At 27.1% G+C, this 8,801-nt stretch carries 10 protein-coding genes and 1 pseudogene; 10 read left to right on the top strand and 1 reads right to left on the bottom strand.

The genetic code is table 11. From position 1 onward, the window contains the following. Positions 1-137: 137 nt before the first annotated feature. Positions 138-1,355, bottom strand: a complete 1,218-nt coding sequence (locus LPC13_RS16090) for a 6-phosphofructokinase (RefSeq protein ID WP_005212789.1) — start codon at positions 1,353-1,355, stop codon at positions 138-140. 279 nt (positions 1,356-1,634) lie between these two features. On the opposite strand from LPC13_RS16090, the gene LPC13_RS16085 reads away from it, so the two are divergent. The 10 genes and pseudogenes from LPC13_RS16085 (at position 1,635) to LPC13_RS16050 (ending at position 8,638) form a co-directional block, all read left to right on the top strand. Further along, on the top strand, positions 1,635-2,192 hold the full coding sequence (locus LPC13_RS16085; protein WP_005212787.1) for a manganese efflux pump MntP: 558 nt from the start codon (positions 1,635-1,637) through the stop codon (positions 2,190-2,192). A gap of 342 nt (positions 2,193-2,534) precedes the next feature. After that, positions 2,535-3,731, top strand: coding sequence for a dicarboxylate/amino acid:cation symporter (locus LPC13_RS16080; protein ID WP_040419229.1), 1,197 nt, complete (start codon positions 2,535-2,537; stop codon positions 3,729-3,731). Positions 3,732-4,084: 353 nt separating this feature from the next. Beyond that, positions 4,085-5,365: a DEAD/DEAH box helicase gene (locus LPC13_RS16075; protein ID WP_005212782.1), complete on the top strand. Its 1,281-nt coding sequence runs from the start codon at positions 4,085-4,087 to the stop codon at positions 5,363-5,365. 121 nt (positions 5,366-5,486) lie between these two features. Continuing rightward, entirely contained in the window at positions 5,487-5,927 is a 441-nt protein-coding gene (locus tag LPC13_RS16070) for a hypothetical protein (protein WP_234089012.1), read from the top strand. 244 nt (positions 5,928-6,171) lie between these two features. Further along, positions 6,172-6,324 (top strand): zinc-ribbon domain-containing protein, encoded by a 153-nt coding sequence (locus LPC13_RS16065; RefSeq protein ID WP_195245280.1) that lies wholly within the window; start codon positions 6,172-6,174, stop codon positions 6,322-6,324. 119 nt (positions 6,325-6,443) lie between these two features. Continuing rightward, a complete protein-coding gene (gene aat / locus LPC13_RS16060; RefSeq protein WP_005212775.1) occupies positions 6,444-7,097 on the top strand; it encodes a leucyl/phenylalanyl-tRNA--protein transferase in 654 nt (217 codons plus the stop codon). Positions 7,098-7,580: 483 nt separating this feature from the next. Further along, on the top strand, positions 7,581-7,736 hold the full coding sequence (locus LPC13_RS17215; RefSeq protein ID WP_005212774.1) for a hypothetical protein: 156 nt from the start codon (positions 7,581-7,583) through the stop codon (positions 7,734-7,736). 9 nt (positions 7,737-7,745) lie between these two features. Continuing rightward, positions 7,746-7,799, top strand: a pseudogene (locus tag LPC13_RS17210) (ArsR family transcriptional regulator); the annotation flags it as partial. A 6-nt stretch (positions 7,800-7,805) separates the two neighbouring features. Further along, on the top strand, positions 7,806-7,946 hold the full coding sequence (locus tag LPC13_RS17205) for a hypothetical protein (protein ID WP_005212772.1): 141 nt from the start codon (positions 7,806-7,808) through the stop codon (positions 7,944-7,946). Positions 7,947-7,969: 23 nt separating this feature from the next. Then, the gene (locus LPC13_RS16050) at positions 7,970-8,638 is read left to right on the top strand and encodes a nitroreductase family protein (protein WP_005212764.1); all 669 of its coding nucleotides are present in this window, start codon (positions 7,970-7,972) and stop codon (positions 8,636-8,638) included. The last annotated feature ends 163 nt before the right edge of the window (positions 8,639-8,801 follow it).

The following is an 8,801-nucleotide window of genomic DNA, read 5'->3' as shown; positions in this document are numbered from 1 at the left end:
ATATTACTGGAAATCAAAATTTCCAGTAATATTTGATTTATAAGAAACTATATTACACAAAATTATCTACAGTCTCAATATGGATAAATTAACTAAAAAATAAGTTTAAAATCCATCTTCCATTTATATTATAAAAATTATTTATTAAATACTTTAAACTCAGGTAGCTTACTAGTAGACACTACAGTTGGAACAACTGAAACAAGTGGCTCTAAATACTCTACAGCTTCAGGTGTTAAATTATTACCTTCTTCATTAATCCATTCAGTTGGGAAATATTTAACGTTATTAGCTATTTTGTTAGCCTCAACTAAGAAATATGATGAAGTATAAGGGGTATTACTCTCTCTCTTTATACCAATCATGTAGCCACATTTTCCTAAGCTAGCTTGCTTTAGGGCTTCAGCACCAACTTCATAAGCTTCTTCTAAGTCAATATTTGAAGCACAATGCATAGCGCATCTTTGAAGAACCCCAAGTTCTAAAGATTTAACTCTTTTAGTTATTCCAGATGAAATTATTAAGTTCTTTAAGAAAAGACCAACTCCACCTAATTGAGCATGACCAAATTTATCATGTGCTTGAGCATTACTTTCAGCAACAAATTTTCCTTCAGCAGTTCTAATACCTTCAGAAACAACTATATAAACTTGATTTTGCTCTTCAAATTTAGCTTTTACATCCATTAAGAACTTGTCTACATCAAAGGCAACTTCAGGTAAATAAATAAAATCAGCAACTTGTTTTCCGTTCATTTTAGCTAGAGATGCAGCAGATGCAAGCCAACCAGTATCACGTCCCATAGTTTCTAAAATAAATATTCCATTGTTTATGTAAACAGAAGAATCTAAATAAGTTTCTAATACTGTTGTAGCAATAAATTTAGCAGCACTACCAAAACCAGGAGTATGATCAGTATACATTAAATCATTATCTATAGTTTTTGGAATACCTATAAATTTAATATCTATATTTGTTTTTTCAGCATAGTAGCTTAATTTTGCAATAGTATCCATTGAGTCATTTCCGCCAACATAAAAGAAGGCTTTAATATCATTAGCTTTAAGAATTTCTAATAATCTATCATACTCATCAGTTGATTCTTCTAATTTTTTCATTTTATATCTACAAGAACCTAAACCAGATGATGGTGTATATCTAAAATTGTTAATTTCAGTTTGTGAAAATGATGATAAATTAATTATATTACCATTAAGAATTCCTTCGATACCATTTAGTCCTGCATAAACGTTATTGAAAACACCTAATTTATTATTTGCCTCTAATAATCCAACAACGCTAGAATTTATAACTGATGTAGGACCGCCTGATTGTGCTATAATGCAATTTGCCATTAAAATACTCTCCTTTTAAGTTGAATTTAAATTTATGTAATGATTTTTATTTTAAATTAATATAGCATACTTGCTGTAATATGTAGTTTTTTATATTTTATTAATCATAATTAATATAGATAAATGTGATATACTATTTAACTTAATTAATTAATACAATATATACTATACAATAAAAATCATATAAATAAAAGACATAAAAATAAAATTTACAATAATAATCATAGGTAGATAAATTTAATAATATAATTATACAAATATTGCAAAAAGGAGAGGCGAATGAATTTACAAGATATAATTGTTATAGGTGTGGCATTAGCGATGGATGCTGTTGGAGTTACTATAAGTATAGGTTTAAATGCAAAAGTAAAAAGAAGTAATAAAGTTGCATTTATAATATCTTTTGCTGTATTTCAATTTTTATTCTTCTTTTTAGGTGGAATAGGCGGGCATTTATTTGAAAAATATATAACAGCTATACCTAATTTAATTGGTGGAATAGCAATTTCTATAGTTGGAATTATGATGATTAAGGAAGGCTTTGAAGATAATAATAAGGATGGAGCATTATTAGTAAAAAGAGGAATGGTATTAATTTTAGGTATATCAGTTAGTATTGATGCATTAGTTGTAGGATTTACTGCATTTAGTTATGTTAGTAATATATCTAATGTACTAGTAGATTCAACTATTGTTGGAGTAATAACATTAATACTTTCCACATTTGCATTTTATTTATGTAGATACATAAGAAGAATAAATTTTATATCTAAATATGCAGATTTTTTGGGAGGCATAACATTAATTATATTTGCCATTAAAATGATTTTCTTCTAAGAATATGTACAATAATTTATATACGCTTTAAAAATGAGAAATTGTAAGTATAAAAAAAGAGGACCTATATGATGGACTTTGAGAAAATCCAATTTATATGTAGGGGTTCTTTTTTTTGCGATGAAATGAAGAGAATAAATGAATAATCACTAAAAAGCATTTTTATGTATATAAAAAATAATGAAAATATAAAAAGTTTCATAAAAATAGTTTGACAATATAAAAGATATGGTTTATATTAAGTTTGTGGTAAGAATACACATGTATTCTATACAAAGACAACAAATAGATAAAAAATACAAATGTATTTTAAGGGGATACAAATATATGAGGGGGCTTAGTATGAGAAAAATATCTTTAATTACAAGAATATTTTTATGTTTAATTTTAGGAATAAGTATAGGCTTAATATGTGGAAATAATGATATTGATTTTCCAGTAAGAATATTAGCTACTTTTAGTGGACTATTTGGAAATTTCTTGTCATTTGTGATTCCATTAATAATTATAGGATTTATAGTTCCAGGGATAGCATGTCTTGGTGGAAAGTCAGGTAAAGGTCTTATAATAACAACAGTTATTGCATATATATCAACAATAGGTGCTGGATTTGCAGCATACTTAATTGGAAGTAATATATTACCTAGATTTATAAATGGAAGTGTATTATTAGGTGAAGGTGGGAAAGAGATTCAACCTTACTTTTCAATAGAAATACCAGTAATTATGAGTGTAATGTCTGCTCTTGTATTAGCCTTCATATTAGGTATAGGTTTATCAAAAATAAAAAATAGTGCTATGTTGAAAATGGTAGGAGAATTTAATAGCATAGTTTTAATGATAGTTACTAAAGTCTTAATTCCGTTAGTTCCAATATATATTGGATGTGTTTTTGCAAAGTTAAGTTATAGTGGTGAGATATTTAATACATTAAAATCTTTTGGACTTGTGTATGTAATATTATTTTCACTACAATTAGCATATATATTATTACAATATTGCATTGCTGGTGCAGTGAAAAGCGAAAATCCATTTAAACTTATAAAAAATATGATTCCTTCATACATGACAGCTGTTGGAACACAATCATCAGCAGCAACAATTCCAGTTACTTTGGCATGTGTTAAGAAGAATAATGTCAGTGAAGAAGTTTTAGATTTCGTTGTCCCTCTAGGAGCAACAATACATTTAGCAGGAGATACTATAACTTTAGTACTTACTTCAATGGCTGTCATGTATATGAATGGACAAGTTCCTACTTTTGGAATGATAATGCCGTTTATACTTATGCTTGGTGTCACAATGATAGCAGCACCAGGAGTACCAGGTGGAGGAGTTATGGCGGCACTTGGACTATTAGAATCAATGCTTGGCTTTGGTACTTTAGAAAAACCCCTTATGATTGCACTTCATGCAGCTCAAGATAGCTTTGGTACTGCAACAAATGTAACAGGGGATGGAGCTATTGCTATATTAGTTGATTATATAATAAATAGAAAAAATAATAAAAGTAAAAGTAAAGATACTATAGTAGCATAAGTATTGAATATATTTTTATTGATGAAAGAGTTAGATAAGAGTTTTATCTAGCTTTTTTTATTTGAGATTAATGATAAATAGTATTATTATATTTAACTTAAATGGTGCATAAATGTACTATACTTTTAATTAGTTAAAGAAAAATTAGTATAGGCTTAAGAGATATTCCAGTAAAAAGTTAATGCTATTATTAAGTAAATGATATATAATGTTATAAGTGAACGCTATATAATGCTTTTGTTAGTAACTGGGCATATATAGTGTTCTTTTTTATTAAAATCTATATTAATTATGTATATTTTATTTAATGTAATACATTATTTAAGGATAAATTTAATCGTAAGGGAGAAAAGATGATATTTAAAGAGTTAAATGTAATAGAGCCTGTATTAAAGGCTATAAGTGAGGCTGGATATGAAAAGCCTACGGAAATACAAGAAAATTCAATTCCTGTAGTGTTAAAAGGAAGAGATATTTTAGGGTGTGCACAAACAGGAACTGGAAAAACAGCAGCCTTTGCAATTCCAATAATACAAAATATAGTTACAGCTAAAGGCAACAGTAAAGAAAGAAGCATAAAAGCTTTAATTGTAGCACCTACTAGAGAATTAGCTATTCAAATAGAGGAAAATTTCACTATATATGCAAAATATTTAGATATAAAGAACACGGTTATTTTTGGTGGAGTAAACCAAACGTCTCAAGTAAGAAAAATAAATGCGGGAGTAGATGTATTAGTTGCAACACCAGGAAGACTTTTAGATTTAGTTAATCAAAGACATATTGATTTAAGTAATGTTAAATACTTTGTACTTGATGAAGCTGATAGAATGCTTGATATGGGAATGATTCATGATGTTAAGAAAATAATATCGAAATTACCTAAGGAAAGACAAAATTTATTATTTTCAGCTACTATGCCAAAAGAAGTAACTAAGCTTGTTAATTCTATTTTAAAGAATCCAGTTAAAGTAGAGGTTCAACCGGTTTCTTCAACAGCAGAAATTATTTCACAAGGTGTATATTTTGTGCCTAAAAAGAATAAAAAATCATTACTGATTCATTTATTAAAAGATGAAAGTATAAAGTCAGTGATAGTTTTTTCAAGAACTAAGCATGGAGCAAATAAGATAGCAAAAGATCTTGAAAAGGCTGGAATACAAAGCGCAGCCATTCATGGAAATAAGTCTCAAAATCAAAGACAATTAGCATTAAATAATTTTAAGGAAGGTAATATAAGAGTTTTAGTTGCTACAGATATTGCAGCTAGAGGAATTGATATTGATGAATTATCTCACGTTATAAATTATGATCTTCCAGATGTGGCAGAAACTTATGTACATAGGATTGGACGTACAGGAAGAGCTGGGGCTTCAGGAGTTGCAATAACTTTTTGTGATGAAGAAGAAAAAGCAATGTTTAGAAGTATTGAAAAAATTATTGGTAAGTCTATACCTGTATTAGAAGAAGAGTATGAAATAATACAACCAGTGGTTACAATTCAAGCAAAGAGTAATAGTGAAAGAAATAAAGGTAATAGAAACAACAATAATAGAAACAAAAATAGGAATGGAAAAAGTAACTATAGAAGTAAATCATATAATAAAAACAAACCTAATAAAAGTAGCAATTAGAAATATATTTCATAATTAGCATAATGTATATTAATGATATGAATTAAATTAAGAGTATTAATATGTTATATATGATATAATTAGAAATAAGAAAAATATTAGATTTAAAATTAATTAAAAGGTGGAGATAATTACGAAAAATAAAGTATTTAATGAATTAGATAAGAATTATAGGTATTTAAATAATTATATGATAGCCATGGAAAAAGCATTGTTTAGAGATGCAAATATTTCAATAACAAAAGCTAAAATGTTTTCAGAGAATTTAACACAAGAAGTAGCAAAACTTGAAGGTTTAGGGTTGCTTATTGGTATGGATCAAAATGATAGATTAAAAGAGTTAAAGATAAAAACAGACATAGATGAAGATGGACTAGCTATATTTAATAAAATAAGAAGAGTAATTAATATGTCTTCTATAGATAGTAGAAATAATAGCGAATCAGCATTAATATTACATAGATGTTCTTATGATTTAACATGTTGGTTTTTTAATAGATATATAAATAAAGAGTTTAATATGGAAGAATATATAATGCCAACAGTTAATATAAAATCATAAAATTTTTTTAATAGCATAAAACGATAAATGGGGTATTTAGGCCATTCTAAAGAATATAAAGTTTATTGGAAAAATATATTTTAAAAAAATAAAAAATAAAGTTTGTAATATAAGTAATACTATGTTACACTTAGTGAGTAGCAGAAATGCTAACAAAATAATAGATTTCATTTGGATAGGTAGTTTCTCGTAAATTAGAGATTATATTATCAATTTAAAATCTTAAAATTTAGGAGGAATAGTTATGACAGATAAGACTATTGTATGTAGAGATTGTGGAAGTGAATTCGTATTTTCAGTAGGAGAACAAGAATTCTACAAAGAAAAAGGATTCGATAACGAACCAACAAGATGTGTTGCTTGTAGAAGAGCTAAAAAAGAACAAAATAGAAGATAATTTTAGATTGTTATAGGCTGTAGTTTTAAACTACAGCCTTTTTATATATAAAAATACAATAGATTATATTACAGTATTATGATATTTTAATAGTATTAAATAACTTATGGGGGGATAGTATGCCTATATACCAATTAACAGATGAAATAATGTTTCCAAATCCAGAGTTTGCAGAAGAGGATGGATTATTAGCTGTAGGTGGAGATTTAAGATGGGAAAGGCTTTTATTAGCTTATTGTAATGGGATTTTTCCTTGGTATAATGATGAAGATCCAATATTATGGTGGTGTCCAAAACCTAGATTTATTATAAAACCAAATGAAGTTAAAATATCAAAATCAATGAAGAGAGTTTTTAATAAGGGTGAGTTTAAAATTACTTTTGATAATGATTTTCAAGGTGTAATAAGTAAATGTAAGGAACTTAGAGAAAATAAAGAAGGAACATGGATAACTGATGATATGAAGGAAGCCTATATAAATTTATTTAATAAAGGTTTTGCTTCAAGTGTAGAAGTATATAAGAATGAAAAGCTTGTAGGTGGGCTTTATGGAGTTAAAATAGGAAGATGCTTTTTTGGTGAAAGTATGTTTTCAACAGAAACAAATGCATCTAAATTAGCTTTGATAAGTATGTGTAAAAAGCTAGAAAGAGAAGGATATCTATTTTTAGACTGTCAAATGCATACTAATCATTTAGAAAGTATGGGTGGAAAATTTGTAAGTTGGGAAGAATTTAAGGAGATGTTACAACAAGGAATTGATTTATTTTAAATACATTTATTAGGTTAGAATATATTATTAGTAATAAATATATAGGCTTAAGAAATTAATCTATAAATATAAGGAATAGTTATAAAAAGAAAGAATTTAAATATAAAATTAAATAAATCTAAATTTAAAATACTTTTATAGAATAAATATAATTAGATTCTATGAAAGTATTTTTATATTTTCTAAGAGATAAATCACTTTAAAATTTAATGGTCTTGATTTTCTTTCCCATTGAAAAAAAATAATATTTTTATGATAAAATGGTTTAAAAGTTTAAACTGTTTAATGAAGCTTTTAGTAATAATAAAATAATTAGACATTAGAAATAGTCTGTTATATGAAGAATAAAATAAAAATTAATGTGGGTTTGTGATATATAAAACAATTAAAGATATAGAGGGATTTTAAGTATACATGACCCAGAGATAAAATTACATATAATAGGGATATAAAATATAAACTTATATAAAAGGGAAAGTAATTATGGATAAATGTAAACAAAGGATGTTTAAATTAGCTGAAAGATTTAAGAGTTCACGAAGTGCTTTCATTGCATTAGGAGATGAAACTAGACAATTAATTATTATTGCATTACTTGAAAGTGATCATAATGGAATTAGAGTTGGTGAAATTACTTAAAAGACACATTTATCGAGACCTGCGGTATCTCACCATCTTAGAATATTAAAAAATGTAGGAATAATAAATATGAGGCGTGAAGGAACTAAAAACTATTATTATGTTAATTCAGATGAAACACAATGGAGAGAACTAAAGGATTTGATGAATTATATATATGAAATAGTTCAAGATGTTAATTGTTCTAAAAATGAAGAAGAAAATTTTTAAATATATAAGGGAGAGTGTTAGCAATGGATATTTTAACAGCTATGAAGGAGCGTCATTCTGTAAGGAGTTATACAGATAAAAAAATTAGTTCAGAAATTCAATGTGAATTAAGAAAAACAATTGATGAATGCAATAATGAAGGAAATATGAATATACAACTATGTGTTGATGAACCTAATGCATTTAGTGGTAAGATGGCTCATTATGGAAATTTTAAAAATGTTAAAAATTATATAGCTATTATCGGAAAAAAAGGAGATAATCTTGATGAACGTTGTGGATATTATGGGGAAAAGATTGTTTTAAAAGCAGCACAATTAGGGCTTAATACATGTTGGGTAGCACTTACTTATAGTAAATCAAAGGTGAAATGTACAGTAAATAGAGATGAAAAATTAGTATGTGTAATTGCCATTGGATATGGTGAAACTTCAGGGATTTCTAGAAAAACAAAAACTATAGAAGAACTTTCTTCAGTAGAGGGTGAAATGCCAGAGTGGTTTAGAAAGGGAATGGAGGCTGCACAACTTGCACCAACAGCAGTTAACCAACAAAAGTTTAATATAATACTTAAAGGAAATGAAGTTAAAGCAAAAGCTTTAATGGCATTTTACAGTAAAGTAGATCTTGGAATAGTAAAATATCACTTTGAAATAGGTGCGGGAAGTAATGGTTGGCATTGGGCTGAATAATTTCACTTAAATTATTATTAAATAAAAAATTTATACAATAGGTAAATTATAAATAATAAAAGTTGAGTTACTTTAATGTAATCTCAGCTTTTTTTGTGTGTGCCCAGCATGGGCAACAACTTGACGGTGAAAGTCCGTTGTGGGCTTGGTAGTGGGAACCACT

Source organism: Clostridium celatum, assembly GCF_021412605.1.
Classification (GTDB): Bacteria; Bacillota; Clostridia; order Clostridiales; family Clostridiaceae; genus Clostridium; species Clostridium celatum.
The sequence above is the reverse complement of the archived record's forward strand: the minus strand, read 5'-3'. Positions and strand labels throughout refer to the sequence as shown.